The following is a 26,340-nucleotide window of genomic DNA, read 5'->3' on the forward strand; positions in this document are numbered from 1 at the left end:
GCGTTATTTGCGCCCCAAATTCTGATCCAGAAGGAACGAAGCCATGGGCCCGCTCATGCAAGGCGTGTTGACGATCCTGATCGGGGTCTTCGGCTGCATCGGATATTTCTACGCATCGAATTTGATCCTCGACCGGTTGATCTTTCCCGCCCGCAACGATGACGCAGGGCGCAACATCAACCGCGCCAATGCGGTGCGCCCTTGGCTCTTTCTGTTTCCGGCGCTTTTCGCGCTGACGCTCTATCTCGTCTATCCCGTGGTCGGCAGTTTTATCCGGTCGATGTATGATCGGACGGGCGACACGTTCATCGGGTTCCAGAACTACCAGAACTTGGCGGCTGACCCCGAATTCCGCAGCGCCGTGTTCAACAACCTGCTTTGGGTGCTTGTGGTGCCCGCGGCGGCGACGTTCCTTGGGCTGGTGATCGCGCAGTTGACCGACCGACTGAAGTGGGGCGGGATCGCGAAGTCGCTGATCTTTATGCCCATGGCGATCAGCTTCGTCGGCGCCTCGCTGATCTGGAAGTTCGTCTACGCCAACGACGCCAGCATCGGGATGCTGAACGCGGTGCGCCTGTTCTTTGGCGCGGACGGGCCCATTGACCCGCTGCAGGTGCCGTTCTGGAACAACTTCTTCTTGATGGTCATTCTGGTGTGGATCCAGACCGGCTTTGCCATGGTGATCCTGTCGGCGGCCCTGCGCGGTATCCCCGAAGAAACCATCGAGGCCGCCATTCTGGACGGGGCGAACCCCTTTCAGATTTTCTTCAAAATTCAGGTGCCACAGATCATGGGCACCATATTGGTGGTGTGGACCACGATCACCATCCTCGTGCTCAAGGTGTTCGACATTGTCTACACCATGACTGGGGGCAATTTCGGCACACAAATCCTGCCGAGTTATATGATGGAATACATGTTCCGCGATGACGGCCGCGCGACGGCGGTGGCGCTGGTGATCATGGTGCTCGTCTTGCCCGTGATGATCTGGAACATCCGCCAAGCCCGCAAAGAAATGCGCTGAGGAGGGGACCATGGAAAATATCGCTGGACACAAACCGGCCCTGACTTGGGTCACCCGCATCTGCGTATTGGTTCTGGTCATCCTTTGGCTGGTTCCGACAGTCGGTCTGTTCGTCTCGTCCTTTCGCGACCGCGACGACATCTCCGCCAGCCCGTGGTGGCAAGCGCCATTCCCGACCGAGCAAACCTCGGCCACGCGGATCAGCGGGGAGCCCGCGCTGGTCGACGGCGTCTACGTTCTGACAGGCAACCTGAAGGACACCGAAGAAGGCATTGGCAACATTACCGCTTTTGGTGTCAGTCGTTCCGCCCCAACCGGTGTCACAGCGGGCGAGGAAACTGAACTGCGCGGTGGCGGGACGCTGACTGTAAACGCAGATGGCAGCTATGAGTTGCGCACCCCCGAAGCGCCAAGTGACCGCGGCCAGCGTGTGTATTACGCCGCCGAAGTGCCCCCCGAATTCACCACCGACAATTACGAGCGGGTGCTCTATTCGAACGGCATGGCGCAGGCCTTTATCAACACGTTTACCGTGACCATTCCGGCGACGGTGATCCCCATCCTGATCGCGGCCTTTGCAGCCTATGCGCTGGCGTGGATGCAGTTCCCGGGGCGCGGCCTGCTGATTGCGGGGGTCGTGGGCCTGCTGGTGGTGCCGCTACAGCTGGCTCTGGTCCCGCTGCTCAGACTGCACAACGACATCGGCATCGGACAAAGCTTTGTCGGCATCTGGCTGGCGCACACGGGCTTTGGCCTGCCGCTGGCGATTTACCTGCTGCGCAACTACATGGTCGGCTTGCCCAAGGACATCATCGAAGGGGCCAAGGTCGATGGCGCCACCGACTTCCAGATTTTCACCCGCATCGTACTGCCCCTCAGCTTTCCGGCGTTGGCGTCCTTTGCGATCTTCCAGTTCCTGTGGACATGGAACGATCTGCTGGTCGCCAAGGTTTTCCTACCGTCCGACAGCGGCAGCTGGGTGATGACACGCAAGATCGCTGACGACCTATTGGGGTCGCGCGGGGGCGATTGGGGCATTCTGGCGACGGCGGCCTTTGTGTCGATCGCTGTGCCGATCGCCGTGTTTTTCCTGATGCAACGCTATCTGGTCCGCGGCCTCTTGGCCGGTTCTGTGAAATAACGCGGTCCCCTCCGGCCGCATTCAAGACAATAGAAAGTACTCCCTATGGTTCCTAAACTGAGCAAAGCCGAAAACCCCGACTGGTGGCGCGGCGCTGTCATCTATCAGATCTATCCGCGCAGCTATCAGGACAGCAACGGCGACGGGATCGGCGACCTCTTGGGCATTGTGCAGCGTTTGCCCTACATCGCCTCGCTCGGGGTGGATGCGATCTGGATTTCGCCGTTTTTCACCAGCCCGATGAAGGATTTCGGCTACGACGTCAGCGACTATTGCGACGTGGACCCGATGTTCGGCTCGCTCGCGGATTTTGACGCGGTGATCGAGACGGCCCATTTCTACGGCATCAAGGTGATGATCGATCTGGTGATGTCGCACACCTCGGACCAGCACCCATGGTTCATCGAAAGCCGCGAGACCCGCGATAACCCCAAGGCCGATTGGTACGTGTGGTCGGACCCCAAGGATGACGGCACGCCGCCCAACAACTGGCTGTCGATCTTTGGCGGGCCAGCGTGGCAGTGGGATGCAGGCCGCGAACAGTATTACCTGCACAACTTCCTTGTGTCCCAGCCCGACCTGAACTTCCACAATCCCGATGTGCAGGACGCGGTCCTGAGCGCCGCGCGGTTCTGGCTGGAGCGGGGGGTAGATGGCTTCCGTCTGGACACGATCAACTTCTACTTCCACGACGCCGAATTGCGGTCCAACCCGGCCCTGCCAAAGGAAGAGCGCAAGGACACCATCGCGCCGTCGGTGAACCCCTATAACCACCAGCGCCACATCTATTCCAAGAACCGCCCCGAGAACCTCGCGTTCCTCAAGAAGTTCCGCGAGCTTTTGGATGAATTCCCCGGTGCCGCGACCGTGGGCGAAGTCGGCGACGCGCAGCGGGGGCTCGAGATCATGGGCGAGTACACGCGCAAGGGCGAGGGCGTGCACATGTGCTATGCCTTTGAGTTCCTTGAGAACGAATTGCTGACGCCGGAAAAAGTCGTGCGCGTTATGAACCAAGTGGATGACGTGGCTGCCGAGGGTTGGGCGTGTTGGGCATTTTCCAACCACGACGTCATGCGTCATGCCAGCCGCTGGAACCTGCCGCCTGCGGCGCAGCGCCTGTATATCTCGCTGATGATCAGCCTGCGTGGCTCCGTCTGCCTCTATCAGGGCGAGGAACTGGGGCTCCACGAAGCGGATGTCGCCTTTGAGGATCTGCAGGACCCGTATGGCATTCAGTTCTGGCCGGAGTTCAAAGGCCGAGATGGCTGCCGGACGCCTATGGTTTGGGACATTAACGAGCATAACGCGGGCTTCTCGAATGCGGCGCGGCCTTGGCTGCCCGTGTCGGGGGATCACGCCAACAAAGCTGTGGCCGAACAAGAGAAAGACCCCTCTGCGCTGCTTCATCACTACCGCCGCGTCATCGGGATGCGCCACGCGCATCAGTCTCTGGTGACAGGCGATCACGCTGACCTCAGGGCCGAGGGCACCGTGCTGTCCTTCCGCCGTGTGTGCGAAGATGAAGAGCTGTTCTGTGCGTTCAATATGTCGGACCAGCCGGCAACCATCGAAGGGCCAGTGGGCAATTGGCACACCGTCAACACCGAGATGGGCAGCTGCGGCGTGGCCGAGGATGGGAAAATCCATCTGGGGCCGTGGCAGCCCAGCTTCTTGGTAAAGATGTAAGCGCGATCGGGAGGGGGACACTATGGCCGATCTGAAACTGACCGATGTGGCGAAAAGCTACGGTCCGGTCGACGTTCTGAAGCACATTGATCTGGAGATCGAGAAGGGCGAGCTGATCGTCTTTGTTGGGCCGTCGGGCTGCGGGAAGTCGACCTTGCTGCGGATGATCGCCGGTCTGGAAAAGATCACCGGCGGTGAGTTGCAGATCGACGGGCAGGTGGTCAATAACGTGCCTCCTGCGCAGCGCGGGATCGCCATGGTGTTCCAATCCTATGCTCTGTATCCGCATATGACCGTGCGCGAGAACATGTCCTTCGCGCTGAAGATCGCGGGGAAGTCGAAGTCCGAGATTGAAGCGGCCGTGAACCGCGCCGCCAAGATTTTGCAGTTGGAGCCTTATTTGGACCGTCTGCCCAAAGCGTTGTCCGGCGGTCAGCGTCAGCGTGTGGCAATCGGGCGGTCGATCGTGCGCGACCCCAAGGTCTATCTGTTCGACGAGCCGCTCTCGAACCTTGACGCTGCGCTGCGCGTGGCGACGCGGATCGAGATTGCGCAACTCAAAGAGCAGATGCCCGACAGCACCATGATCTATGTGACCCACGATCAGGTCGAGGCGATGACCCTCGCCAGCCGGATCGTCGTTCTAGCAGGAGGCGGGATTGCTCAGGTTGGCACACCTCTGGAACTGTACGAGCGCCCCGAGAATACCTTTGTCGCGCAGTTCATCGGCTCGCCGCAGATGAACTTGCTGGGGGGGCGCATTGTCGGGACGGGACAGCAGACCCGCGTGGAACTGCCAGAGGGGCAGGGATCGATCCTGTCAAACTACCCGACCAAAGAAAGCGACATGGGGCTGGAGGTCGAGGTCGGTATCCGTCCCGAGGATATGATCGCGACGGATGGGCCTGACTACGCATATGAGGGCGAAGTAGAGATCAAGGAAGCCTTGGGCGAGGTTACGCTGCTCTACTTCAAAAAGCAGAAGCCAGAACATGAGCCGGTGATTGCCAAGCTGCCCGGCATCCATACGGACGTCAGGGGCAAGCGGATGCGGATGACAGCGGAACCCGAAAAGGTGCACCTGTTCAACAACGGTCAATCCCTGCTCTACCGCTGACGCGCTAGAGTGTTGTGAAAATGAAAAAGGCTGGTCGATGGACCAGCCTTTTGCTTGTTTATTTGGTCTGGCTTAGCCGCGACGGCGACCACCACGGCGACCGCCGCGTCCACCGCCTGCTGCCATCGACGCTTTGGCGGCGTCAGCAAAGGTAGCACCTTCTTTGGTGGCTTCGAGGACTTTGGAGAACTCGATCCATGCACCGCCATTCGGGTCGTGGTTCATCAGCATGTTGGCCGCTTTGATGGCTTCCATTTCCACCTGACGGACAGGGTTCATGATCGCCGAGGTCATGCCTGCGCCGATGGCCATGGGCAGGAAGGCCGCGTTGATGCCGTGACGGTTGGGCAGGCCAAAGCTGATGTTCGACGCGCCGCAAGTGGTGTTCACACCCAACTCGTCGCGCAGACGGCGGACCAGAGCAAACACCTGCTGGCCTGCAGTCGCCATGGCGCCAACGGGCATGACCAACGGGTCAACGACGATGTCATGGGCGGGGATGCCAAAGTCAGCGGCACGCTCGACGATTTTCTTGGCGACGGCAAAGCGGACATCGGGGTCTTCGGAGATGCCGGTGTCGTCGTTCGAGATCGCTACAACGGGAACGTTGTACTTTTTGACCAGCGGCAGAACCAGCTCCAGACGGTCTTCTTCGCCGGTCACCGAGTTCAGCAGGGGGCGGCCGTTTGCTGCTGCCAGACCTGCTTCGAGCGCGGCAGGTACAGAGCTGTCAATGCAGAGCGGCGTGTCTGTCAGACCCTGAACCAGTTTGATCATCTTGGTCATGAGCGGCGGCTCAGTCTCGTTCGGGTTGGGGTTCGAGTTGTAGACAACACCCGCGTTGATATCGAGCACCATGGCGCCGCACGCGACCTGTTCCAGCGCGTCTTTCTCGACGGTGCTGAAATCGCCTGCTTCGAGTTCGGCCGCCAGTTTCTTGCGGCCGGTGGGGTTGATGCGTTCGCCGATGACGCAGAAGGGCTCGTCAAAGCCGATGGTGACAGTCTTGGTTTGCGACTCGATGACAGTGCGGGTCATTGGCGTTCCTTAGTCTTGGTTTGCGGGGACAGCAGAGCGTCCGCCGTTGTCGATGGCCCACTGCGCGTTAGTCTTGATGCCGCCGAGCGGGAAGAAATGGACATTGGTGATGTTGAAATCAGGGTTGGCGGCCTTATGTGCGGCCAGTTCTGCGACGACCTCGTTGGGCTCGAAGGGCAGCATCAGCTTGGTCACGTCTTTGGCGCGCTTCTGCAGAACCTTGAGCGAGGGGCCGACGCCGCAAGCAACCGCGAACTTGATCATGGTCTGCAGCTTCGCAGGGCCCGCAATACCGATGTGGATCGGGATATCGACGCCAGCAGCCATGATGCTGTCGGCCCACTCGATGATCGGCTTTGCTTCGAAGCAGAACTGGGTCGCCAGAGCCATTTCGGCATCCGTGCGTTCGTTGAACGACGTCTTCCAGCGCAGAGCGTCCATGACGTTCTGATCGCCGCCCTTGGGGTCGATATCCTTGTTGCCCTCGGGGTGGCCCGCGACGTGGAGGCGGGTGAAGCCCGCGCGGTCAAAAAGGCCGGTTTCCATCAGCTGCATGGAGCTGTGGAATTCGCCGTGGGGCTGCGCAACGCCGCCAGCCAGAAGCAGCGCCTGTTTGACGCCTGCTTCACCTTGATAGCGGTTGATCCAGTCCTCGAGGGTCGCGGCGTCTTTGATGATGCGCGCGGGAAAGTGGGGCATGACCTGAAAGCCGTCATCTGCCAGACGGGCTGCGGTTTCGACCATGTCCTCGATCGGGGTGCCCTCGATGTGGGCGATGTAGACGCGTGTGCCCTCGGGCAGCAGGTCGCGGAAGTTTTCGACCTTCGACGCAGTGCGCGGCATGACTTCGATCGAGTAATCCTGAAGGAAAGCCTCGACTTGGGGGTTCACTGTGGGTGCAGCCACGTCTTCGCGCTTGCGGAAATTCAACAAAGCCATCGCGGCCTCCCAGATCTGCCGGGGTGTGCTCATGCACGCCCACCGTTTTCAATCAGCGCCTTCACTTTGGCCTGATCATACTCCTCAGTCAGCCGTGCGGCTTCCGCCTCGGCAAGGGTCTGGGGGTCACCATCCCGCGTGTCGATCACGTCTTTGCGCCATTCGGCCAGATAATCGTCAGTCTGATCGGCGCCGGATTTCATGGCGGCGCGGTCGATGGCTTGTTCAAAACGCTCTGGCAGCTGGATTTTCGCTGCTTTGCGTCCTTTGCCGACGATGACCTGAGCCGGAATATCGCGCCAGTAAACGATGGTGATCTCGGGCATGATGCGATTCCCTGTTCCCTATGCAGTCTGTTGTAGAGCGCGCGTTTGCGTCGCCTTGTGCAAATTTCGACACTGTAAAACGTGTGTGCGACCTGAGCATAATCTTGGGCACCGTTCGTGGCCATGCTGCAGGACGTGAAAGTTCCGCATGATGATCATCTGTCTGATATGGGAAGCGGGCGGGCGGGGCGCAACAACATCTGCATATGTGCATAACCGGTCCTTGCGCATTCGGGGCGGAGTGACTACCCTATTGGGTAACAATGAATGGAGGGCGTGGACATGACGCCCAGGCGTCCCGATTGCGCGGGCGCACTCCCGAAAACGGTCGAGAGCGCTCATCGCGCATCGCCCGATCCAAACGAGCTGTATGCCGCCTTGGATTTGGGCACGAACAGCTGCCGTATGCTGATTGCCAGACCGAATGGCGCTCAGTTCACGGTGGTCGATAGCTTTTCCAAGTCCGTCCAGTTGGGCGAGGGCTTGGAAAGCACTGGCAACCTAAGCCGCGCAGCCATGAACCGGACTGTGCAGGCACTAAAGGTGTGCCAGCAGAAGCTTCAGCGGCATCGCGTGACGCATATGCGTCTCGTGGCAACCGAAGCGTGCCGAAGGGCTAAGAACTCTCGTAAGTTCCTGCAACAGGTGCGTCGCGAGACGGGCTTGTCGCTAGAGATTATTCCGCCAGAGGAAGAGGCCCGCTTGGCCGTGGTGTCCTGTGCGCCGCTGGTCAGCCCGCGCACGCAGCAGTTGCTCGTGGTTGATATCGGCGGTGGGTCGACGGAATTGGTCTGGATTGATCTGGCCCAAGTCCCGCGCCGCGAGCGGGCGAAATCCATCATGCGCCTGCATCAGGGGTTCAAAGCCCGTGGCCCGCGCCTGAACCACCCACCGGCTAAGGTGGTGGACTGGATCAGCGTGCCCTATGGCGTGGCAACCCTACGCGAGCAATTCTCGGATGTGGAGGATGACGCAGCGCGGTTTGCCCTAATGAGCTGGTTCTTTGAAGAGAACTTGGCCGAGTTCGCGCCCTATGCCCGCGAGCAGCAGCGCCAAGGGTTTCAGATTGTCGGCACCAGCGGCACGGTGACAACCGTTGCGGCCTCGCACCTTGGGCTCAAGCGCTACGACCGGACCAAGGTTGACGGGTTGCGCATGAACTCTGACCAGATCAACAAAGTGATCGACGGCTATCTCAAGCTTGGCCCCGAGGGCCGCCGCCGCGATCCCCGCATTGGAAATGATCGCCAGACCCTGATCATGTCAGGCTCTGCGATCCTGCAAGCGCTCTTGCGCTGTTGGCCTACGGACCGCCTTTCGGTGGCGGATCGTGGTCTGCGCGAGGGGCTTTTGTACGCACAGATGAGCGTCGATGGCGTTCTGAAGGACATCGAATAATGGCGAAAAAACCAACCAAAAACACGTCGGGTCGCGGTCAACGTGATCTGACCGTCAAAGTCAAAACCGCCCGTGGGCGCACAACCAGCCAGCAGCGCTGGTTGCAGCGTCAGCTGAACGACCCCTATGTCAAACGTGCCAAGGAAGAAGGGTATCGCGGTCGCGCGGCCTTCAAGATTTTGGAGCTCGACGAAAAGTATCGTTTCCTCGTACCCGGTGCGCGCGTCGTGGATCTGGGGTGTGCTCCTGGCGGGTGGTGTCAGGTGGCGGTCAAACGCGTGAATGCCTTGGGAGAGAAAAAGGGCAAGGCGATCGGCACTGTGCTTGGCGTGGACCTACAAGAAGTCGAAGCCATCGCAGGCGCTGAAATCCATCAGTTGGACTTTTTGGCCGATGACGCCGACTTGCAGGTCAAAGAATGGCTTGGCGGCAGCGCCACTGTCGTTATGTCGGACATGGCGGCTGCGTCCAGCGGTCACAAGCAGACGGACCACTTGCGCATCATCGCCCTGTGCGAGGCGGCTGCCTACTTCGCGTTCGACGTGCTGGAGCCCGAGGGAACGTTTGTTGCCAAAGTTCTGGCTGGCGGGGCCGAGGGCAGCCTGCAGCAACTTTTGAAGCAGCGCTTCAAGAAAGTGGTCAACGTAAAACCCCCGTCGAGCCGCGCCGACAGCTCTGAAAAATTTGTGGTCGCCACAGGCTTCCGCGGGGAAGAGACGTCCGAAGACGAGGATGACGATGTCTGAGGGGGCCGTGCCTTCGCTCTCTGAATTTCTTTCGCTCGGGTGGGCGCGTCTGATTGCAGGCGCCACTTCACCGGAGGCTGCGGCGCGTCATCCAACACTCGGAACATTTGGTCTGAGCGGTTGGCCAGAGATGCGCAGCGTGGTGCTGCGTCGCGCCGATCCCGATGCTGCTATTTTGGAAGTCCACACCGATGTCGCGTCGGAGAAGGTGTCGGAGTTGCGCGAGAATGGACATGCCGGCTTGCATGTCTGGGATCCTGCCGAAGCGCTCCAGATCCGGCTACGTGGCCGTATGCAAGAAATCCCGCGCAAGGACCTGCCTGATATCTGGGAAAAGGTCCCTGCACATGCACGCAAGGTGTATGGGGGGCATCCCTATCCGGGTTACGCGATCCACAGCCCGAATGATTATACCGACGACCCGCAGATCGACCGTTTCGCCGTACTGCGCCTATCGGTCGAAGAAATTGAGTTACTGCTGATAGATCCGGAAAAACACAAACGCGCCGTGTTCCGGCGCGTCGACGGTTTCGCAGGACAGTGGATCGCGCCGTAACGGGTCAGATTTGACCGAACACGACTGCTTCGACTTCGTCCCAACTGACCGGGTTTTCAAATACTTCTTCAACGGGCGGCGGCAAAAGCGGAGCCAGATGCCTGCGCCAGTAGCTTACGCGCTCTCTCATTTTGTCGCTTCGACCGATCTCGTCGGCGACATCGCCGGCAGCAGACTCGTCAAGGCTGCCTAGTACAAAGGCGAAAGCACGCTCGTCCAGTGTCATCTAACAGGGTACTCCGAGTAGTTGGGTGCGGAGCGCAGATCCTGCGTCCCTTACCATACTACCAACGGCTTGAACTGGCCGATTATAGAGCGACCCTAGATCATCTAAGGTGAGGTTATAGACCAATTTGGCCACAAGCATCTCTGCGGCCTCTACCGGAAGTGACCGAATGGCGAGGTTGATCCGACCAACTTGATGGTGCCGAAGCTCTTGTTCCTGTTGGCTCAGATCGCGATCAGGCTCCCATGCAATGTTGCGCCCAAAGAACGGCTGGTCGCCGGATTGCTCTTTCAGTCGCGCAATGGCCAGATAGCGCGTCCGGCGGATAAGCCAGTCCAGCGCGTCCTCTGATCCCGGCTCAAAGTTAGCTGCTTCGCGCCAGATGCGCGGCATCAGCTCGAGATAGGCAAGTTTTGCTTGGGAACGGTCCTCAAGCAGGCGGACAAGCTCTGTGTAGAGCTTGTTGCCGTGCATCTCGTGCAGCTCACGCAACCCGTTTTTGTCGCGACCTGCGATCCTTTTTAGGACTTCTGTGGTCGCACACTCCAGAACTTGATTTTCCACTTTGAAACACTCCGTTCACACACACTCTGAGTAGGAGAACGGACCAAAGGGGTGGCATGTTAGGGTCTAAGGGATATTTTTATATCCCTTGGGGTATAATTATATCCTTGGGTCAGGTGTAGGCAGGGTGTTTGGCGTCTGCCTTGATCAAGTCGCTGGCCTTCTCTGCGATCATGATGGTCGGAGAATTTGTATTGCCAGATGTGATCGCGGGCATCACCGATGCATCCACAACGCGGAGGCCGTCAATCCCGCGCACGCGGCACCGTTCGTCAACCACGGCCATTGGATCAGTCCCCATGCGGGCCGTGCCGACGGGGTGGAAAATGGTAGAAGCGATGTTTCCCGCACCTTCGGCCAATTCGGCATCGGTCTGGTATTGTGGGCCGGGTTTGAACTCTTCGGGGCTAAATTGCGCCATGGCGGGTTGGGCCATGATCTGGCGGGTCAGCTTGATGGCGTTGGCGGCGACGATGCGGTCGCCTTCGGTGGACAGGTAGTTCGGCTGGATTTCCGGCGGGGTCATAGCGTCTGGGCTGGTGATGTGGACGTGACCGCGACTCTCGGGGCGCAGGTGGCAGACGCTGGCGGTGATGGCGTCGAAATCGTGGGGCGCTTGACCAAAGGCTTCCAGCGTGACGGGCTGTACGTGGTATTCCAGATCGGGCGTCGCCACGTCGGGGCTGGAATAAGCAAAGGCCGCGAGCTGGCTAGGCGCCATCGACATCGGCCCCGACCGTTTCAGAAGGTACTCAAGGCCGATCATCCCCTTGCCCCACAGGCTGTTGGCCATGGTATTCAGGGTCTTTGCGCCTTGCACCTTGTAGGCGCAGCGGATTTGCAGGTGGTCTTGCAGATTGCCACCCACATCAGGGGCGTCGAGTCGGACATCGATCCCATGTTCTTGCAGCAGCGCACCGGGCCCAATGCCGGACAGTTGCAGCAGTTGGGGAGAGTTGATGGCACCCGCGCTCAGGATGACTTCGCCGCGAGCGGCGGCGCGGGCAGGGGCGCCTTGGACACGGAGTTGCACCCCGCTGGCGCGCATTCCGTCAAAGGTCAGTTTTTCGGCCTGCGCATGAGTCACGACCCGCAAATTGGGCCTGTTCGCAGCAGGTTTCAGGAAGCCTTTCGACGTATTCCAGCGCCATCCGGCCTTCTGGTTCACCTTGAAGTATCCGACCCCAAAGTTGTCGCCGGTATTGAAGTCGGGGGTCTCGGGGATGCCAGCCTCGACAGCGGCGTGTTTCCACGATTCCAGCACATCCCATTTCAGGCGCTGTTCCTCGACGCGCCATTCGCCGCCCGCACCGTGGTGCTCATTCGCACCGCCATAATAGTCTTCGGACTTGATGAAGTAGGGTAGGACATCATCCCAGCCCCAACCAGTCAGTCCCATCTGGCGCCAGCCATCATAATCTGCCGCCTGACCGCGCAGGTACAGCATTCCGTTGATCGAAGAGCAGCCTCCCAGAACCTTGCCGCGCGGATAGAGAAGCTCACGGTTGTTCAGGCCCTTGCACGCGGCGGTCTTGTAACCCCAGTCCGTACGCGGGTTGCCAATGCAATAGAGATAGCCGACAGGGATGTGAATCCAGTGATATTTGTCATGGCCGCCAGCCTCCAGCAGCAGCACCGATTTCGTGGGGTCTTCACTTAGCCTGTTGGCTAGAACGCAGCCCGCCGAGCCTGCTCCGACGATGACATAATCATAGGTTCCCAATTCCAACATGGCGCGTCCTCCCTGAAACCATCCATCCCTGTGGCAACTATCGCTGTTTCGGGCTGGACGGGGAATGAACGGTTTCGCACAATGTATGTCGAAAACCGTGCAGGGGCGCTCATGCAGTTCGACTGGGAAGACATCCGCTATTTTCTAGAGACCGAGAGGGCGGGGCGCATGGCCTTGGCCGCGCGGCGGCTCGGGGTCAGTCATACCACTGTCGCCCGCCATATCGAGCGTCTGGAACGCGCCATTGGCACCGCTGTCTTCGAGCGTAGCGACGAAGGGATGCTCTTGACCGAGACTGGTGAGCGCATCCTGTCCCACGCCCGCGATATGGAGCGGAACGCGCTTGCCTTGGGGGATCGCCTGAGCGGAAGCGCCGAAGAGTTGTCGGGGGTCGTGCGCGTTGGGGCGCCCGACGGCTTTGGAAATGCGGTGCTTTCTCATATCTTGCCGAAGATCTTGCAGAAGAACCCCGGATTGCGCGTCGAATTGGTGCCGGTCCCGCGGACCCACAAACTGTGGAAGCGGGATGTGGACATCGCGATCAGCCTTGATCGGCCGCAAACCGGTCGTCTGATCATGCGAAAACTGGTGGACTATGACTTGCGCCTGTACGGTGCGCCCGCGCTGCTGACGGATCTACCGCGTTCGATCGAAGCGCTGACCGGCTATCCCTTTGTTGGGTATATCGACGATCTGCTTTATTCAGGCGAGTTGGACTTTAACCGGCTCATCCACCCGCAGCTTCAGACTGTTTACAAAGCCGCGACCGTCAAGGCGCAACTGGACGCCGTACGGGCAGGGGCAGGGCTGGGGGTTCTACCGTGCTTTATGGCGCAACAAACCGATTTGTTGCCCATCCTGCCCGAAGAGGTCCAGTTCAACCGCCGCTATTGGCTGCTTTATCCCGAAGAGTTCCGTGACCTAACGCGGATCCGTTGGGTGGCTGATTTCATTGTTGATGCGGTGCGGTCATCCAGTGTGCCATTTACCTATCCCCAAACATAGAAACGCCGCCCTCGAACGCGGGGCGGCGTTTCCTGTCAAGCACGGGGCGGAGGTCCCTTACTGCTTGATTTTGACTTTGTTTCTTTTGCCTTTCTGGTTGAGCTTGGCGATGTTGTAGTTGCCATCCTGATTGATGGTCACATCATGCGATTCGTTGCCGGTTCCTTGGACTTTGCCAATCAGGATGTTGCCGGTACCGTTTTGGGTCAGGTAGTAGGCGCCGTTGCTGTCGTTGATCTTCAGGTCCATCAAGTTGCTTGTGCCAATCTGGGTGGTCATGAACATGTTGCTGGAACCAGTGATTTCCGCGTCCAGTTTGTTGGCATTGCCGGTCTGGATGCTGACCACGTCGTTTGATGCACCTGTAATGATGATCTCATACTGGTTTTTGCCCAGTGTTTGGTCTTCGGCGGCCATTTGCGACAGAGCCAGTTTGTTGGAGCTGCCAGCCAGAGTGATGGTTGCTTCGTTTTCGTCGCCGGACTGAGAGGTTTTGAACAAGTTGCTGTCGCCATCGACCGCAAGGGTCAGCTTGTTGTCCTCCCCAGCTTGAAACAGCGCGTTGTCATCGTTGGTCGTGGTACCGTCGTAATCGGTGCTGTTGCTCTGGCCGACAATGTCCACGATGATGCTGTTGCCGTCCGCTCCTGCAACACCTTGCTGCGCGCGCAGTGTGTTCGAGGCGCCTTCAACATCGAAATCCATGGCGTTCGCGTTACCGATCTGGATCAACTGAAGCGCGTTCGAGTCGCCGTTCAGGGTGCCGACAGTGATATTGTTGGTGTTGCCCGTCTGGCTTGCACCGAGATCGATGTTGTCGTTCATGATCGAGACAGCTGCGATTGTGTTCGCATCACCGTTCTGGACAAAGGCCGTCTCATTGTTGTCACCAGTGATCGATGTCAAACCAGCCACGTTGCCCGCGCCGTTTTGCAGGATGCCGAACTGGTTGTTGTTGCCGGTGGCATTCCACCAAGCTTCGTTCTGATCTCCTGTCTGCGAGATGATGCTGCTGGTTGCGCCAACTCCGGATGCGAAGCGCGCGGTCAAACCACCATTGCCATTGCCGTCACCCGACATAGTGATCGAAAGGGTGTTGTTGTTGCCGCTCTGTGCAAGACCTGCTGTGTTTCCGTCCACCGCGCCTGTCGAACCAGAGTTGTTTTGCGTGATCGTGGCAGAGTTTCCGGTGCCGCCGCCTTGGGTCACGGTTGTGATCAGGTTTGCCATGCCGGTCTGGGTCAGCGATATGGTGTTCGCAGAGCCCTCTTGGGTGATGACTTCGCCCTCTTGGCCAATGCGGTTGGCGCTTGCGATGCCGGACACTGTGCCACCATCTTGCCGGCTTTGGTTGATTGTGATCGAGTTGGCAGCGCCACTCAGGGTGTTGCTCTGCTGGATCGAGGTCACAATGTTTGCGGACTCATTGGGCGTGGTGTTGTTGGCCGAGCCCTGAGTGATGGAAATCGTGTTCTGGCTTGCATTCGACCCGCTCACGCCGGTCTGTTTGATCGACTGCACGACGTTGTTGTTCTGGTTCTGCGTAATGGTGGTCGCGCTGCGGTCGCCAATTTGCTGAAAACCAGTTCCGATGGTGCCCACGCTGTTGCTGTTGCCGCCCTGCGTCACAGTCAGCGTGTTCAGGGTGCCATTTTGGATCGCGTAGATTGCGTTCTCATCTTCATCAGCATCCAAGCCTACCGTGTTCAGGCTGCCTTCTTGCGTGATGGTGGCTGTGTTGTCATCGCCGTTTTGATCGAGCAGCGCGACATTATCAACTTCCTGCGCGGCCACTGCTGATGAGATTACAGCAAAGGAGACGGAATTGATAAGAAGTGTTTTAACTTTCATTTTCGTGGTCCGATCTTGGTCCTGCATTTCACTTTTGCTCGAAAGCATCTGAGCCCATTACTCCCTGCGCCGAGATAAAGTTTCGGAGCCATCCCTAAGATAAATAATATCTTTTTGACGTAGACTCTTGGGTTCGTAATGCTCTTGCCTGCTGCGATGCTTTAGGACGTTATCGAACTATAGGAGTAGATTTGATACTCGGAAATGTTGGTTGGGGTAACCAATATGGCTTTTCTGTTACACCCGATCGGATAGAAATTAATACGAAAGTGCGGGAAATGAAAAATAGGTCAGGATGAATTCCACTAGAGAATGTAATTAATTTATGGGTGCAACTTGTTAAAATATCTGTAAATACTATTTGCAAAACAATCGCTCCTAAAATGGAGGCAGGCATATGGCAGGTCGAATCACTCTGGTACTTGGTACAGCGTTGTCGCTTGCGGCGGGGCAGGTGGCGTCGCAGGACTTGGTTTATCAGCCGGTGAATCCGAGTTTTGGGGGCAGCCCTCTAAATTCCGGTCATCTCCTTTCGATCGCGAGCGCGCAGCGCAACGCGACAGCATCCGACTACGAGGAGCCGCAGTCCTCCAGTTCCTTCAGTAGTTCCTCGACTGGGCTCTCGCAGGCAGAGCTCTTTGCCCGACAGCTTCAGAGTCGCCTTTTGTCGTCCCTGTCCAGCGAAGTCGTTGAGGCCATTTTCGGGGATGACCCGCAGGAAAGCGGCAAGGTGGTGTTCGGGACCACAGAGATCACCTTTGATCGCGGGATCGACTCGATCGACCTGACGCTCACGGATACGGTCGAGGGGACTGTCACCGAGATTTCGGTGCCTCAGCTGGTCGTGAACTAATGGCGTGGGTGGTGAGAACCGCAGTAGCTGGTGTCGCCGCGTTGGGCCTGTCTGCGTGCGACGCGAACCTTCCGGGGCTCTATCGTGATCTGGACAATGCGAAATTCGAGGCTGAGCAGCCTCAAACGACGGACCAGTCGCAGGCGCTTTTGAATGTGCCCCCGCCAGCGCAGAAGATGACAGTTTCTGTGTTTGAAATGCCAGATCTGAGCGGACAGTACAAAGAGACATCCACAGGCCAGAACCTGTCCCGTGCGGTCACGCAGGGCGCGGCCGACATCTTGATTAAATCGCTGGTCGAAGCCGGCGGTCGTCGTTGGTTCAGTGTGCTGGATCGCGCGGCATTGGATAGCCTTCTCAAAGAACGTCAGATCGTTACGGAAATGCGCCGCATCTACCGTGGCGAGACAGAGGTCGACCCCGCTGCGCTGGGGCCGATGGACCACGCTGGAATTATGATCCAAGGCGCGATCGTGGGCTACGACTCGAATATCGTGTCTGGTGGCATCGGAGCGCAGTATCTTGGGATCGGTGCGAACCGCCGATACAAACTGGACGTCGTGACGGTCAGCTTGCGTGCAGTCTCCACAGGCTCTGGCGAGGTTCTTGCCGCAGTCATGATACGCAAGCCGATCGCGTCGATTTCGACGCAGGGGAATGTGTTCCGCTACGTGGCCTTGGACGAAATTCTGGAAAGCGAGCTGGGTGTCGCCATGAACGAACCCAAACAGGTCGCGATCGAGGCGGCGGTTCAAAAGGCTGTGCTAACCCTGATCGCAGAAGGCGTGGATGTAGGGCTCTGGGCCTTCGCTGACCCGGATGGCGGTAAAGCCTTCCTCGATGCCTATCGCCGCGAGAAGTACGGGCAGGGCACCACGTCGGTCGAGCCGGTTTCCTCTCGGACCAAGCGTCGCCTGTTCATCCCGCGGACCGTCCCAGCGAAACCTGAACCCGAAGCGGTATCCGCTCCGATCATCACACCTCAAAACGAAGGGGTGGCCCCTCCTGTCGATCCGTCTTCGGACGAAGTTCTGGGATAGGCTATCAAACGGTGCCTCCCTTCAGGTTTGAAGAAGGCGAAAGACACATGCAATTCACGGAAAGGAGGCCTGTTACCCCACGTCACATCATGGCATCTCAAGGAAACAACTGATCATTTCCTTGCTTGAGCCATGCGTCACTTCCTGAAACATCTCTGTCTGATCGCTCTTGCCATTGGTGTCCCGCTGAGGGCGGCCGATGCAGGCACGAACAGGGTCGAAATCAGTCAGGTGCAAACCGGTCTATCGCTTGATGACCCGTCGCTTTTTGTCCGCCCGCTTATCTCCGATGTTTCGGTCGATGGGATGCACAATGACATTCAGTTGCATCAGATCGGGTCTGGCCACGAGGCACATCTGACGGTTGTTGGTTCGGATTGCCATGTTTTGATCGAGCAGACGTCGGTCGGCGCATTTGCCAGCGTTCACCAGGCCGGAACCGGCAATTCGCTGGTGTTGTTTCAGGGGCATTGAAACCTTTTCACCTCGGAGATCGTCATGAGGTGCATGAAACACACAACACTTCTGCTAACTGGTCTTCTGTGCGCGCCTCTGTCTGCTTATGCCGACGGGAACAAGCTGTACCTGCTTCAGAATACACCAACCCAAGGAAGCGCCGAGGGGAACCAGATCGAGGTGGACCAGTCCAACTCGTTGTATTCCGAGTTGGGCAGAGAAGACGCGCCTTTGGTGCAAGAGGGCTTTGCAAACGCCGCCCAAATCATGGTGGAAGGGGCGGGGTCGCAAGTCGCGCTATCGCAAGAGACGCAGAATACTGTTGGAAACCAAGGGGTTATTCTGGCCTATAACGGCGCAAACGCTCGGTTAGAGCAGACAGGCACCCAAAATAGCGGCACAATCGGACTAAGCGGGGTTAACCTCGAAGGCACTCTGATCCAAGAAGGAAGCCAGCTCACTGGAACCCTTATTGCCGTAGGAGACAACGCAACCGCGTCGCTCACGCAAACCGGTACGGATCTGAACGGTCGGCTCGAAGTCGAAGCCTACAACAGTTATGTGCGCTATAAAATGGAGGGGAATGGGCTGTATAATCCAGGCTTACCCTTGCGCATCTACACATTTAATCGCGATATTTCGGTCACCCAGCGTAACTTTTGGGGCAACGGGAACGGCAACGGAAATATTGGCAATGGCAACGGGAACGGAAACAACGGAAACGGCAACGGGAACAACGGCAACACCGGCGGCAACAATGGCAACGGGAACGGGAACGGAAACGGGTCATGAAGGGGTTTCGCACTGCGGCACTGGCCGCCGCTCTGACAGTTTGCAGCAGTTTTGCGCAGGGGCAGACACTTAGCGATCTGATTTCGGCTTTTTCCGGCGAGTGGTTTTCTTTTGACCGAGTGCGCTCTCAGAGCGGTGGTGTCTGTGAAATAGACCTGACGACTGAGACGCTTGGAAATGTGTTTGTTGCCCGCTCTAAAAGTTGCGGCGCTGGCTTGGATTTGCTTGGGGCTTGGGGGATTGCCGACGGGCAGATCGTTCTCTTGACCGAAGATCAGCGCACTCTTGGTGTGCTGGGGGGCAACCAAACCCGCATGACTGGCGACGACCTTGCTTCGGGCCGCAGTTTGATCCTAGAGCGTCGCCAGCCCAGCGGTTTCGTCATCACGCTCCAACAGGCCATCCGCAACCAGAGCTGTCTCTATGTCGGCTACACCGCTGATTGTTCTGAGAAAACCGATGTGGCCACGCTCTTGGCAGCGAAGTCTGACGCAGCTATCCAACTGGAGACAGCAGCACGGCTGAACCTGCGCAACCAGCCCAGACGGGATGCGCCGGTCGCTCTTGTTCTGGATCGACTGACACAGGTGTCTGCGTTGGAGTGTCTGACAGCCAGCGATGGCATTTGGTGCAAGGTCGATGTGGACGGCACGGTGGGCTGGTTGGCCCGCAACGGGTTGCGGCAACAGAAATGGGCCGTAACAACGTTCGAACTGGCGACCAAAGGGCCGGTCTTAGAAGTCCAGCCCTAGGTCGAGTGTTTTCGCCGAATGGGTCAGGGCGCCCGAGCTGATGTAATGAACGCCCGTTGCCGCGACCTCTGCCACGCGGGGCAACGTCATGTTGCCCGACGCTTCCAGCACCAGCTTGCCCGCGTTCATGGCGACCGCTTTGGCCAAGGTCGGCGTGTCCATGTTGTCTAGCAGCACGACATCCGCGCCGCCAATCTCCAGCACCTGTTCCAGCTGCTCCAGCGTATCGACCTCAATCTCGACCCGCATCATATGGCTGGCCTGAGCCTTAACAGCCTCAAGTACAGGCGCAATGCCGCCCGCTGCCGCGATGTGGTTGTCCTTGATCAGGATGGCGTCGGACAGGCTGAAGCGGTGGTTGAACCCGCCGCCGTGAAGAACTGCTTGCTTCTCTACTAGACGCAGACCTGGGGTGGTCTTGCGTGTGCAGGTGATGCGGCAGTCGGTGCCTTTGGTCTCGGCCACATAGCTCGCAGTCATGGTCGCGATGCCAGTCAGACGGCCCGAAAAGTTCAGCGCCACCCGTTCGCCCGACAGAATGGACGCCGCGCTGCCTTCGATGGTCATCAGAACGTCACCCTTGGCGCAGGGCTGGCCATCGGCAATCAGGGTTTCGATTTTCAGCGTAGGGTCCACCAGATGGAACGCAATCCGCGCGATCTGCATGCCGGAGACGACGCCAGCCTCGCGCGCGTTCAGCCGTGCGGTATAGGTCACATCCGAGGGGATCACCGTACGAGTGGTGATGTCGCCATAGGTGCCAAGGTCCTCGGCCAGCGCGTTGCGGATGACGGGTTCCAGAACCAGATCGGGCAGGGGGGAATTCATCGCTTACTCCTTGGCGTAGCGGGCGCGGATATCCATGGCGTCGGCCAGTGTCATCACGGACCTCTCGCCGGTCGGGTTGGTCTGCGGGAAGTCAGAGCGGAAATGCGCTCCACGGCTTTCCTTGCGTGTCAAAGCGGCGGCGGCAATCAGTGTTGCGGTCGCAGTCATGTTTTTCAGGGCGTCGCAGTTCGGCTGGCTGAACTCGATCAGATAGATGCGGGCCAGCGCGTCCTTCAGGTCCGCGCCATTGCGGACAACCCCGACCTTGTCGGTCATGATTTGGCGCAGGTCCGCCACAAGATCCTCGCGTGGGGCGGCGATAGAACCTTGGGTTTCCACCAGCACTTCGGGTGCCGGAGCCGCGTCGCCAAGACCTGCCATGATCGATGTGGCCGCACGGCGCGCGTAAACCAAGGCCTCAAGCAGGCCATTTGACGCCAGACGGTTCGCACCATGCAATCCGGTCGAGGCACATTCGCCGCAGCACCAGAGCCCGTCCAAGGACGCTCGCCCTTCGTCATCTACCTTGATCCCGCCCATGTGGTAGTGGGCGGCGGCGGCGACTGGGATCGGCTGGGTGACAGGATCAATGCCGGACCGCAAACATGCTTCGGCCACGGCGGGGTACTGGGTCATGATCTCGGGGCCGATGGCCTCGCGGGTGTCCAAGGCAGGCTCATAGCCCGCTTGGGTCTGCGCATAGATGCCACGAGCTACGATGTCGCGGGGGGCGAGTTCGGCGTCGGGGTGCAGGCGCTCCATAAACCGTTTGCCCTGCTTGTTGATCAGGATCGCCCCTTCGCCGCGCAGGGCTTCGGTGGCCAAGGGGGCAGGGTCCTCGCCGCACGCAATCGCAGTCGGGTGGAATTGGACGAACTCCGCATCGGCAATCTCGGCACCCGCGCGGGCGGCCATACCGATCACCTGACCGCGAATGCGGGGCGGGTTCGTGGTCAGTTTGTACAGACCGCCAGAGCCGCCACCCGCCAACAGATGCGCCGCGCCCTGCACTAGCACCGGAGCTGCACGCTCGTCACCGGATTGGGACACCCAGACGCCAGTCACGCGGCCATCCACGACTTCCAGCCCTGTCGCTAGGTGCCCTTCGAGCACCTGCACCGAGGGGGTCTCCCGAACCGTGGCAATCAAAGCCTTCATGATTTCGGCACCCGCTTGGTCGCCGCGTACGCGCACAACGCGGGCAAAGCTGTGGGCGGCCTCGCGGCTCATGACATACCCGCCATCGTCGGTCCGGTCGAACGGCGTGCCAAGGGTGGTCAGGTTCAGGATGTGCTCGCGCGCCTCGTCGCAGACAGCGGTCGCGACGTGGGCATCGACGGTGCCTGCGCCCGCCAATACGGTATCACGGGCGTGGTCTTCGGGGGTGTCCCGGTCGTCCATCGCCGCCGCCACGCCGCCTTGAGCCCACGCGGAACTGGCTCCTTCGCCCAAAATCTCGGGCGAGATCATCAGCACGGGGTAGGGCGCGAGGGTCAGCGCCGCATAGAGCGCGCCGAGGCCGGCCCCGACGATCACCACCCTTTCGGTGGTCACACTGGTCATGATAGGATCAGAGCCCCAGTTTCTTGGACATATCGATCATGCGTTGGACAGCGACGCGCGCCCCTTCGGCCACCGCAGGATCAACTTCGATCTGTGTGGTCATGGTGTGCAGGCTCCAGAGGACTTTCTCCAGAGTGATCATCTTCATGTAGGGGCACATGTTGCAGGGGCCGACGAAGTCGACCTCGGGCAACGAATCCGCGATGTTCGACGCCATCGAACATTCAGTCACCAGCATCGCCTTTTCTGGCTTGTTGTCAGTGACGTACTTGATGATCCCACTGGTCGAACCACTAAAGTCCGATGCCTCGACCACCGAAGGCGGGCATTCGGGGTGGGCGATGACCACAGTGCCGGGGTTCCATTCGCGGAATTCGTTGATGTCCTGCGCGGTGTACTGCTCGTGGACGATGCACGAGCCCTCCCACCAGACGATGCGCTTGTTCTTGACCTTTTGGGCCACGTTCTGCGCCAGATACTGATCGGGGGTCATGATGACGGTGTCCGCCTCCAGCGCCTCGACGATCTGGATCGCGTTCGAGCTGGTGCAGCAGATGTCCGATGCAGCCTTCACCTCGGCGGTGGTGTTCACATAGGTGACCACGGGCGCGCCGGGGAACTGCTTGCGCATCTCTTCGATGCCCGCAGGGGTGATGCTTTCGGCCAGCGAGCAGCCAGCCTCCATGTCGGGCATCAGCACGGTTTTCTGGGGCGACAGAATTTTCGAGGTTTCGGCCATGAAGTGCACGCCGCCTTGAACGATCACGTCGGCTTCGACCTTCGCGGCCTCGATCGCCAGCTGCAGGCTGTCGCCGACAACGTCCGAGATTCCGTGGAAAATGTCCGGCGTCATGTAGTTGTGCGCCAGAATGACCGCATTGCGCTCGCGCTTCAGGTCGTTGATCGCCTTGATATAGGGAGCGGCCTGTAGGAAGTCCGGCGGTGTGACCACGCGGTCCATCTTCTTGTAGATGTCCGATAGGCTCTCTGCCAACTCGGTCGAGGGACGCAGGTCGTAGATCTCGGACAACTCCGAGCGGACGGTGTTCATATCGAGCACTTTAGGATCCTCCTAGTGCGCGTGACCCGGGGCCAGTCGTTCTGTCTGGCGGATGCGGGCCGGCGCCATTCCTTTACCGGCAGGCGAGATAAAACGAGGCCTTCTTCTACAGGTGTTTCCTGCGGGGTCAATGTCGGCGGTGCCTGTTTCCCCGCCCATTACCACGAATTATGTAGGAATTATGACGCAGAATACCACCCATGATTGTGCTCCGACCTTGACCGGCTCCGCCCAACGGTGATGCAAATCCGCCAAGTCCACATCGGAATTCGCAAAAGTGAACAAAGAATATCTAGGCAAATCAACCGGACGGGGGCATACAGATCGTCACCCGTCCCACCCATTTGGTACAGTGCCGTGCACATTCGTCTTGAAAAGGTCAATCATATCCGCCGCCAGCGCCGGTATTGCGTGATTTCCTCGGGGCAGACGCTCTTTGGAGAATGGTTTGTGCAACGCGAGACGGGACGCATCGGGTCGCAAGGCGCGCAGCAAAGCGTTGAATATGTCAGCAGCTGGCAAGAGGCCTATGAGGCGATCGAACAAATGAAGCGTGAAACCTGCCGCAAGGGCTACGCGCCGATCCCCGTGCAATTGCATCTATTCTGAAATCATCCGCGACTTCCTGCCGCTGTTGCCTGTTAAATTGGGGGCAAACGGTGAATTTTTGGCGTTTTTCGTTTCGGTATACAATGGCACACATTGACTTGATGCCGCGTCCGATCTAAGGCAGAGGCGACTAAGCGGCGCGCATACTGCCCGTCGCCCACGGCGTCAGATTTCGGAGAAACGAAGCCATGACAAAAAGCGATACCCCCGACATCATTTATACCATCGTTGACGAAGCGCCCGAGCTGGCCAGCGCATCGCTGCTGCCGATCATCCGCTCGTTTGCGGGCAAGGCCGACATTAGCGTCGAAACTCGGAATATCTCGGTGGCGGGCCGTATTCTGGCCGTGTTCCCCGAATACCTGACCGAAGAGCAGAAGATCGCCGACGATCTGGCTGGTCTGGGTGAACTGGTAAAGACCCCAGATGCCAACGTCATCAAGCTACCGAACATCTCGGCCTCGATGCCGCAGCTGAACGCCGCGATCAAAGAATTGCAGGACAAGGGCTACGCTGTTCCCAGCTACCCCTACGATCCCCAAACCGACGAAGAGAAAGAGATCCAGAAGCGCTATGACGGGATCAAAGGCTCTGCCGTGAACCCCGTTCTGCGCGAGGGTAACTCTGACCGTCGTTCGGCCAAAGCGGTCAAAGAATACGCCAAAGCCAACCCCCACCGCATGGGCGACTGGTCGGCAGACAGCAAAACCACTGTCGCATCCATGGACGGCAACGATTTCTACGCCAACGAAAAGGCGACCACCATCACGGCTGATCAGGCCGGTGGCGCAAAGATCGTCTTTACTGGCGAAGATGGCAGCACGAAAGTTCTGAAAGACGGCCTGTCCTACGAAGAGGGCACCATCGTTGATGCGACTTTCCTGTCGGCGTCCGCTCTGAGCGCCTTCGTCAAACAGGAAATCGCGTCGATGGAACCTGGCGTTCTGTTCTCGGTGCACCTGAAAGCGACCATGATGAAGGTCTCGGACCCCATCATCTTTGGCCACTTCGTCAAAGGCTATCTGGAAGACTTCATCGCCAAGCATGGCGACAAACTGAAAGAACTGGGCTTCAACCCGAACCAAGGTCTGGGTGATCTGGAAGCCAAGATCGCAGGCAATGCAGAACTGGAAGCGGACTACAAAGCTGCCATGGCCGCCAAGCCCGACATGTACATGGTGAACTCGGACAAGGGCATCACCAACCTGCACGTGTCCTCGGACGTGATCATTGACGCCTCCATGCCTGCAGTGATCCGCGCAGGCGGCATCGGCTGGGGCCCCGACGGTGAACCTGCACCGACCAAGTGCTGCATCCCCGACAACTGCTACGCCGGCGTTTATGACGAGACCATCGAGTTCTTTAAACAGAACGGCAAGCTGGACGTCACCACCTGTGGCGCTGTGTCGAACTGCGGTCTGATGGCTCAGAAAGCCGAAGAGTACGGCTCGCACCCCACTACCTTTGAAATGGACGCCCCCGGCACGGTTCAGATCGTTCTGGACAGCGGCGAGGTCATCCTCGAGCACAAGGTGGAAACCGGCGACATCTGGCGTTCGTGCACCGCGAAGAAGCTGCCGATCCTCGACTGGATCAAACTGGGCATCAACCGTACCAAAGCGACCGGTCTGGCAGCCTTCTGGCTGGACGCAAACCGCGCCCACGATGCAGAGCTGATCAAATACGTCGAGCCCGCGCTGAAAGAAGCCGGTATCGAGATCCCGATCATGGCACCCCGTGAAGCAACCCGCTTCACGCTGGAGAACATGGTTCAGGGCAAAGACGTGGTCACCATCACCGGTAACGTTCTGCGCGACTACCTGACCGACCTGTTCCCCATTCTGGAACTGGGCACCTCGGCCAAGATGCTGTCGATCGTCTCGCTGATGCAGGGCGGTGGTCTTTTCGAAACAGGTGCCGGCGGTACCGCACCCAAGCACGTTCAGCAGGTCATCGAAGAGAGCCACCTGCGTTGGGACAGCCTTGGCGAGTTCTGCGCTCTGGGTGAATCGTTCAAGTTCCTCGCAGGCAAGGGCGATGCGAAAGCCGGCGTTCTGGGGGATGCTGTTGAAGTCGCAACCCAGAAGGTTCTGGAAAACGACAAATCGCCCAAGGGCCGCGTTGGTCAACTCGACAACCGTGGCAGCCACTACTACTTCGCCAAGTACTGGGCAGAGGCTCTGGCCGCTCAGACCGACGATGCAGAGCTGGCAGCAGCGTTCGCTCCGATCGCCAAGGACCTCGCCGACAAAGAAGAGGCCATCTTGGCCGAGATCGGAGAAGTCGACGGCAAGGCAGGCGACTTGGGTGGCTACTACCTGCTGGATGCCGACAAGGTCGCTGCGATCATGCGCCCGAGTGCTAGCCTAAACGCCATCATCGGCTAATTTAGCTATCCATACGATTTTAAATAAGCGGGCCTCTGGTCCGCTTATTTGTTTTTTATCAGATAGTTGTCGGTTAAAATTGATGCGAGTTTTGGTCTTCGGCGTTCCACATGGCCTCGCCCTCTGATCCATGCATTATTGCATGAATGGCTAGTGCATTCGGAAATGTTGCGGTTTTTGATCTATGCACCTGCCATTTCTAGCGGGTTCATTGGCAGTCACGGGGCTGCTTTTCGAATGTCCAAATACAACGCACCATTTCGGGGCGCAGTGCCCATCAGAGGCTTTCGTTGAAGTGCGCATCTGCGCAACATCCAAAGGTTAGGTGCGCCCATTTCTGCTTGAGCTTGGCTTCAGACGTGCATGGTCTTTCTGGCTGGCGGAGCCCGTCTCGGTGCGATCACATCTTGTTCTTGGTATGAGTTACGCTTCGCTGCCTTCGCGGGGCGGGCTACGTAAATGGTAAATACTGATTTCATGAATGGATGAGCACTTTTTGTGCACGCCTCTGAGGTCACGTCCGTCAAGGTGGTGTAATTTGTCGGGTGGCCTGAGGTCATGATCAGGCGGCTTTTATGCTGAGAATTGGGTCTGTCTCCTCGTTGTCGATCTGAGCGAATGCCTCGACCATCATGTAGCGGCTGGCGGTTT

General features: G+C 58.7%; 25 protein-coding genes. 15 read left to right on the plus strand and 10 right to left on the minus strand.

Annotated features, from left to right (window positions below; translation table 11 throughout):
• Nucleotides 1-43 precede the first annotated feature (43 nt).
• Genes AB9K37_RS02455 through AB9K37_RS02470 form a run of 4 tightly spaced genes read left to right on the plus strand, consistent with a single transcriptional unit; the run spans nucleotide 44 to nucleotide 4,968 of the window.
• Nucleotides 44-1,024: a carbohydrate ABC transporter permease gene (locus tag AB9K37_RS02455; protein WP_369835386.1), complete on the plus strand. Its 981-nt coding sequence runs from the start codon at nucleotides 44-46 to the stop codon at nucleotides 1,022-1,024.
• Nucleotides 1,025-1,034: 10 nt separating this feature from the next.
• Complete coding sequence (locus AB9K37_RS02460) at nucleotides 1,035-2,165, plus strand: carbohydrate ABC transporter permease (RefSeq protein ID WP_369835387.1); 1,131 nt, start codon at nucleotides 1,035-1,037, stop codon at nucleotides 2,163-2,165.
• Nucleotides 2,166-2,210: 45 nt separating this feature from the next.
• Complete coding sequence (locus tag AB9K37_RS02465; protein WP_369835388.1) at nucleotides 2,211-3,851, plus strand: alpha-amylase family glycosyl hydrolase; 1,641 nt, start codon at nucleotides 2,211-2,213, stop codon at nucleotides 3,849-3,851.
• A gap of 22 nt (nucleotides 3,852-3,873) precedes the next feature.
• Complete coding sequence (locus tag AB9K37_RS02470) at nucleotides 3,874-4,968, plus strand: ABC transporter ATP-binding protein (protein WP_369835389.1); 1,095 nt, start codon at nucleotides 3,874-3,876, stop codon at nucleotides 4,966-4,968.
• A gap of 72 nt (nucleotides 4,969-5,040) precedes the next feature.
• Here AB9K37_RS02470 and AB9K37_RS02475 read toward each other — a convergent pair whose 3' ends face one another.
• From AB9K37_RS02475 to AB9K37_RS02485, 3 genes are read right to left on the minus strand one after another with little or no spacing between them, the layout of a single operon-like run.
• Nucleotides 5,041-6,006, minus strand: coding sequence for a methyltetrahydrofolate cobalamin methyltransferase (locus AB9K37_RS02475; protein WP_369835390.1), 966 nt, complete (start codon nucleotides 6,004-6,006; stop codon nucleotides 5,041-5,043).
• 9 nt (nucleotides 6,007-6,015) lie between these two features.
• Entirely contained in the window at nucleotides 6,016-6,945 is a 930-nt protein-coding gene (locus AB9K37_RS02480) for a methylenetetrahydrofolate reductase (protein WP_369835408.1), read from the minus strand.
• Between the two features lie 29 nt (nucleotides 6,946-6,974).
• Nucleotides 6,975-7,271, minus strand: a complete 297-nt coding sequence (locus tag AB9K37_RS02485) for a virulence factor (protein WP_072706733.1) — start codon at nucleotides 7,269-7,271, stop codon at nucleotides 6,975-6,977.
• 282 nt (nucleotides 7,272-7,553) lie between these two features.
• On the opposite strand from AB9K37_RS02485, the gene AB9K37_RS02490 reads away from it, so the two are divergent.
• Genes AB9K37_RS02490 through AB9K37_RS02500 form a run of 3 tightly spaced genes read left to right on the plus strand, consistent with a single transcriptional unit; the run spans nucleotide 7,554 to nucleotide 9,971 of the window.
• Nucleotides 7,554-8,669: a Ppx/GppA phosphatase family protein gene (locus tag AB9K37_RS02490; protein WP_293709115.1), complete on the plus strand. Its 1,116-nt coding sequence runs from the start codon at nucleotides 7,554-7,556 to the stop codon at nucleotides 8,667-8,669.
• Entirely contained in the window at nucleotides 8,669-9,415 is a 747-nt protein-coding gene (locus AB9K37_RS02495) for an RlmE family RNA methyltransferase (RefSeq protein WP_369835391.1), read from the plus strand. The genes AB9K37_RS02490 and AB9K37_RS02495 overlap by 1 nt, the downstream gene beginning before the upstream one ends.
• The gene (locus tag AB9K37_RS02500; RefSeq protein WP_369835392.1) at nucleotides 9,402-9,971 is read left to right on the plus strand and encodes a pyridoxamine 5'-phosphate oxidase family protein; all 570 of its coding nucleotides are present in this window, start codon (nucleotides 9,402-9,404) and stop codon (nucleotides 9,969-9,971) included. Before AB9K37_RS02495 ends, AB9K37_RS02500 begins: the two co-directional genes overlap by 14 nt.
• A 4-nt stretch (nucleotides 9,972-9,975) precedes the next feature.
• Here AB9K37_RS02500 and AB9K37_RS02505 read toward each other — a convergent pair whose 3' ends face one another.
• The 3 genes from AB9K37_RS02505 to AB9K37_RS02515 all read right to left on the minus strand — a co-directional run bounded on the left by AB9K37_RS02505 (nucleotide 9,976) and on the right by AB9K37_RS02515 (nucleotide 12,493).
• Nucleotides 9,976-10,197, minus strand: a complete 222-nt coding sequence (locus AB9K37_RS02505) for a hypothetical protein (protein WP_369835393.1) — start codon at nucleotides 10,195-10,197, stop codon at nucleotides 9,976-9,978.
• Nucleotides 10,198-10,761, minus strand: coding sequence for an RNA polymerase sigma factor (locus tag AB9K37_RS02510; RefSeq protein WP_369835394.1), 564 nt, complete (start codon nucleotides 10,759-10,761; stop codon nucleotides 10,198-10,200).
• A gap of 112 nt (nucleotides 10,762-10,873) precedes the next feature.
• The gene (locus tag AB9K37_RS02515) at nucleotides 10,874-12,493 is read right to left on the minus strand and encodes a GMC family oxidoreductase (protein WP_369835395.1); all 1,620 of its coding nucleotides are present in this window, start codon (nucleotides 12,491-12,493) and stop codon (nucleotides 10,874-10,876) included.
• 111 nt (nucleotides 12,494-12,604) lie between these two features.
• On the opposite strand from AB9K37_RS02515, the gene AB9K37_RS02520 reads away from it, so the two are divergent.
• On the plus strand, nucleotides 12,605-13,498 hold the full coding sequence (locus AB9K37_RS02520; RefSeq protein WP_369835396.1) for a LysR family transcriptional regulator: 894 nt from the start codon (nucleotides 12,605-12,607) through the stop codon (nucleotides 13,496-13,498).
• 57 nt (nucleotides 13,499-13,555) lie between these two features.
• Here AB9K37_RS02520 and AB9K37_RS02525 read toward each other — a convergent pair whose 3' ends face one another.
• A complete protein-coding gene (locus AB9K37_RS02525) occupies nucleotides 13,556-15,349 on the minus strand; it encodes a beta strand repeat-containing protein (protein WP_369835397.1) in 1,794 nt (597 codons plus the stop codon).
• Between the two features lie 397 nt (nucleotides 15,350-15,746).
• On the opposite strand from AB9K37_RS02525, the gene AB9K37_RS02530 reads away from it, so the two are divergent.
• The 5 genes from AB9K37_RS02530 to AB9K37_RS02550 all read left to right on the plus strand — a co-directional run bounded on the left by AB9K37_RS02530 (nucleotide 15,747) and on the right by AB9K37_RS02550 (nucleotide 19,242).
• Nucleotides 15,747-16,202, plus strand: a complete 456-nt coding sequence (locus AB9K37_RS02530; protein WP_369835398.1) for a curli assembly protein CsgF — start codon at nucleotides 15,747-15,749, stop codon at nucleotides 16,200-16,202.
• Between the two features lie 11 nt (nucleotides 16,203-16,213).
• Entirely contained in the window at nucleotides 16,214-17,242 is a 1,029-nt protein-coding gene (locus tag AB9K37_RS02535) for a CsgG/HfaB family protein (protein ID WP_369835399.1), read from the plus strand.
• 132 nt (nucleotides 17,243-17,374) lie between these two features.
• Nucleotides 17,375-17,716: a hypothetical protein gene (locus tag AB9K37_RS02540; RefSeq protein ID WP_369835401.1), complete on the plus strand. Its 342-nt coding sequence runs from the start codon at nucleotides 17,375-17,377 to the stop codon at nucleotides 17,714-17,716.
• A 33-nt stretch (nucleotides 17,717-17,749) separates the two neighbouring features.
• On the plus strand, nucleotides 17,750-18,490 hold the full coding sequence (locus tag AB9K37_RS02545) for a hypothetical protein (RefSeq protein WP_369835402.1): 741 nt from the start codon (nucleotides 17,750-17,752) through the stop codon (nucleotides 18,488-18,490).
• A complete protein-coding gene (locus tag AB9K37_RS02550) occupies nucleotides 18,487-19,242 on the plus strand; it encodes an SH3 domain-containing protein (RefSeq protein WP_369835403.1) in 756 nt (251 codons plus the stop codon). Before AB9K37_RS02545 ends, AB9K37_RS02550 begins: the two co-directional genes overlap by 4 nt.
• Here the strand turns inward: AB9K37_RS02550 and nadC are convergent.
• Genes nadC through nadA form a run of 3 tightly spaced genes read right to left on the minus strand, consistent with a single transcriptional unit; the run spans nucleotide 19,225 to nucleotide 22,684 of the window.
• On the minus strand, nucleotides 19,225-20,070 hold the full coding sequence (nadC, locus tag AB9K37_RS02555; RefSeq protein WP_369835404.1) for a carboxylating nicotinate-nucleotide diphosphorylase: 846 nt from the start codon (nucleotides 20,068-20,070) through the stop codon (nucleotides 19,225-19,227). The genes AB9K37_RS02550 and nadC overlap by 18 nt on opposite strands.
• Nucleotides 20,071-20,073: 3 nt before the next feature.
• Entirely contained in the window at nucleotides 20,074-21,633 is a 1,560-nt protein-coding gene (locus AB9K37_RS02560; protein WP_369835405.1) for an L-aspartate oxidase, read from the minus strand.
• Between the two features lie 7 nt (nucleotides 21,634-21,640).
• Entirely contained in the window at nucleotides 21,641-22,684 is a 1,044-nt protein-coding gene (gene nadA, locus AB9K37_RS02565; RefSeq protein WP_369835409.1) for a quinolinate synthase NadA, read from the minus strand.
• Between the two features lie 249 nt (nucleotides 22,685-22,933).
• Between nadA and AB9K37_RS02570 the strand changes: the two genes are divergently transcribed.
• Both AB9K37_RS02570 and AB9K37_RS02575 read left to right on the plus strand, forming a co-directional pair.
• Nucleotides 22,934-23,302 (plus strand): WGR domain-containing protein, encoded by a 369-nt coding sequence (locus AB9K37_RS02570; RefSeq protein WP_369835410.1) that lies wholly within the window; start codon nucleotides 22,934-22,936, stop codon nucleotides 23,300-23,302.
• Nucleotides 23,303-23,490: 188 nt separating this feature from the next.
• On the plus strand, nucleotides 23,491-25,689 hold the full coding sequence (locus tag AB9K37_RS02575) for an NADP-dependent isocitrate dehydrogenase (protein ID WP_369835406.1): 2,199 nt from the start codon (nucleotides 23,491-23,493) through the stop codon (nucleotides 25,687-25,689).
• The last annotated feature ends 651 nt before the right edge of the window (nucleotides 25,690-26,340 follow it).

Source organism: Donghicola sp. XS_ASV15 (assembly GCF_041224595.1).
Classification (GTDB): Bacteria; Pseudomonadota; Alphaproteobacteria; order Rhodobacterales; family Rhodobacteraceae; genus Donghicola.

Coding starts and splice junctions, on each gene's coding strand:
- AB9K37_RS02455 (WP_369835386.1), top strand. CDS start 44: ATGGGCCCGCTCATGCAAGGCGTGTTGACGATCCTGATCGGGGTCTTC.
- AB9K37_RS02460 (WP_369835387.1), top strand. CDS start 1,035: ATGGAAAATATCGCTGGACACAAACCGGCCCTGACTTGGGTCACCCGC.
- AB9K37_RS02465 (WP_369835388.1), top strand. CDS start 2,211: ATGGTTCCTAAACTGAGCAAAGCCGAAAACCCCGACTGGTGGCGCGGC.
- AB9K37_RS02470 (WP_369835389.1), top strand. CDS start 3,874: ATGGCCGATCTGAAACTGACCGATGTGGCGAAAAGCTACGGTCCGGTC.
- AB9K37_RS02475 (WP_369835390.1), bottom strand. CDS start 6,006: ATGACCCGCACTGTCATCGAGTCGCAAACCAAGACTGTCACCATCGGC.
- AB9K37_RS02480 (WP_369835408.1), bottom strand. CDS start 6,945: ATGGCTTTGTTGAATTTCCGCAAGCGCGAAGACGTGGCTGCACCCACA.
- AB9K37_RS02485 (WP_072706733.1), bottom strand. CDS start 7,271: ATGCCCGAGATCACCATCGTTTACTGGCGCGATATTCCGGCTCAGGTC.
- AB9K37_RS02490 (WP_293709115.1), top strand. CDS start 7,554: ATGACGCCCAGGCGTCCCGATTGCGCGGGCGCACTCCCGAAAACGGTC.
- AB9K37_RS02495 (WP_369835391.1), top strand. CDS start 8,669: ATGGCGAAAAAACCAACCAAAAACACGTCGGGTCGCGGTCAACGTGAT.
- AB9K37_RS02500 (WP_369835392.1), top strand. CDS start 9,402: ATGACGATGTCTGAGGGGGCCGTGCCTTCGCTCTCTGAATTTCTTTCG.
- AB9K37_RS02505 (WP_369835393.1), bottom strand. CDS start 10,197: ATGACACTGGACGAGCGTGCTTTCGCCTTTGTACTAGGCAGCCTTGAC.
- AB9K37_RS02515 (WP_369835395.1), bottom strand. CDS start 12,493: ATGTTGGAATTGGGAACCTATGATTATGTCATCGTCGGAGCAGGCTCG.
- AB9K37_RS02520 (WP_369835396.1), top strand. CDS start 12,605: ATGCAGTTCGACTGGGAAGACATCCGCTATTTTCTAGAGACCGAGAGG.
- AB9K37_RS02525 (WP_369835397.1), bottom strand. CDS start 15,349: ATGAAAGTTAAAACACTTCTTATCAATTCCGTCTCCTTTGCTGTAATC.
- AB9K37_RS02530 (WP_369835398.1), top strand. CDS start 15,747: ATGGCAGGTCGAATCACTCTGGTACTTGGTACAGCGTTGTCGCTTGCG.
- AB9K37_RS02540 (WP_369835401.1), top strand. CDS start 17,375: ATGCGTCACTTCCTGAAACATCTCTGTCTGATCGCTCTTGCCATTGGT.
- AB9K37_RS02545 (WP_369835402.1), top strand. CDS start 17,750: ATGAAACACACAACACTTCTGCTAACTGGTCTTCTGTGCGCGCCTCTG.
- AB9K37_RS02550 (WP_369835403.1), top strand. CDS start 18,487: ATGAAGGGGTTTCGCACTGCGGCACTGGCCGCCGCTCTGACAGTTTGC.
- nadC (WP_369835404.1), bottom strand. CDS start 20,070: ATGAATTCCCCCCTGCCCGATCTGGTTCTGGAACCCGTCATCCGCAAC.
- AB9K37_RS02560 (WP_369835405.1), bottom strand. CDS start 21,633: ATGACCAGTGTGACCACCGAAAGGGTGGTGATCGTCGGGGCCGGCCTC.
- nadA (WP_369835409.1), bottom strand. CDS start 22,684: ATGAACACCGTCCGCTCGGAGTTGTCCGAGATCTACGACCTGCGTCCC.
- AB9K37_RS02570 (WP_369835410.1), top strand. CDS start 22,934: ATGCAAATCCGCCAAGTCCACATCGGAATTCGCAAAAGTGAACAAAGA.
- AB9K37_RS02575 (WP_369835406.1), top strand. CDS start 23,491: ATGACAAAAAGCGATACCCCCGACATCATTTATACCATCGTTGACGAA.